Genomic DNA, 1,229 nt, shown 5'->3' with positions numbered 1-1,229 from the left:
GAAGGTATCGTTCTCGAAATGGAGCCCTTCCCGAGTATTCCATCTGGCCACTTCCTGGCTCGCCACGAACCCCTGGATCGCGCTCTCTTCCTGGCGCGCGGCAACCCGGAAGCTAGTCCCCTTGTCGTCGAGAACGAAGTAAGGCTTCAGAGGTTCCATCTTGGTCACGACGATCGAGCCTCCCGGGGCATCGACGATCGAGATGTTGTCGCTGAGGCCGACCACTTTGAGCAGCAGTGCCGAATCGGCGGCCTGCACGAAATCGCTCTGCGCGCGGGCGCCGCCGCCTACGCTGATGATCAACCAGATTCCGATAACGACACGAACATACCTTGGCATGCGGTGCTCAACCTCCTGACACGCAGATCGCTCGTTGGCGATCGCTGGTGGCCTGATCCAGATGGCCGGATTCTCCGTTCATGAAAGTAAAGTACTGGGCTTGGCCGGAGCTGCCCTGAGAGCTCCAGACAAAGAAATCCGAGATCTCTATCCCCAGTCGGGTTCGCATCTGGTTCTGAGACTCCCGGTCGTAGATGGACCGGAGCTCGGAGACGGTCGGCAGCCGCCAATCGCCTTGGCTGCCGGCCGTATTGCGCGCACAGAAAGCCTTCGCGCTGGCCCAGTCGACGTCCCGTGCGTTGTCCGACGATAGCCAGGTCAACCCGGTTCGAGGATCGCGAACGACTGCCGAGCGGGGCAGGTCAGGATCGCCGACCTCCTCCGGCGGCTCGCTCTCGGGCTCGAGCTCCAACAGCTCCTCCCCGGGGGCGCCTTCGGTCGGTCGAGGCCCGACGTCGATCCCCGGCGCTCCAGGCGCGAGCTCGATCTTCGGCGGTTCAGTCAACTCGGGTTTGGCCTCCGGTGGCTCCAGATCGGTCCCTGGCGGCTCCGATTCGGTCGCCGGCGGTTTGGGCGTCGCGTCGCCAGGCGAGACCAGATCCGAGACCCTCGAGGGGACCGTTCGCTGGAGACGAAAGTGCTGATAGGCGGCTCCGGCGACGACCGCGACCAGGGCCGCCGCCGCGATCACCCAGGGCCAGATCGGCCTGGACCTGAAGGTCTCTGCCGGCTCCGGCGACGGGGCCTCGTCCTCGGCGGAAGACGCCGGCGGCCGAAAGTCCAACGGCGGCCGAGATGCCGGGTGCGCATATTCGGTATCCACGGGCCGAGCGGGAGGCGCGGGCTCGGCCGCCGCCGACTCCACGTCCGGTCTCGGTTCGAAGACCAGT

The 1,229-nt window shown here is 65.7% G+C and carries 2 protein-coding genes; both read right to left on the bottom strand.

Annotation, left to right across the window (positions count from 1 at the left end):
• Nucleotides 1–339, bottom strand: a 339-nt coding sequence (locus tag GY769_02310; protein ID MCP4200753.1) for a hypothetical protein, incomplete at its 3' end; no start/stop codon positions are given.
• Nucleotides 340–346: 7 nt separating this feature from the next.
• Nucleotides 347–1,229: DUF1566 domain-containing protein (locus GY769_02305; protein ID MCP4200752.1), on the bottom strand; the 883-nt coding region annotated here is incomplete at its 5' end.

This window comes from bacterium (genome assembly GCA_024224155.1).
GTDB lineage: Bacteria > Acidobacteriota > Thermoanaerobaculia > Multivoradales > JAHEKO01 > CALZIK01.
This window is presented reverse-complemented; position numbering and strand designations above follow the sequence as displayed.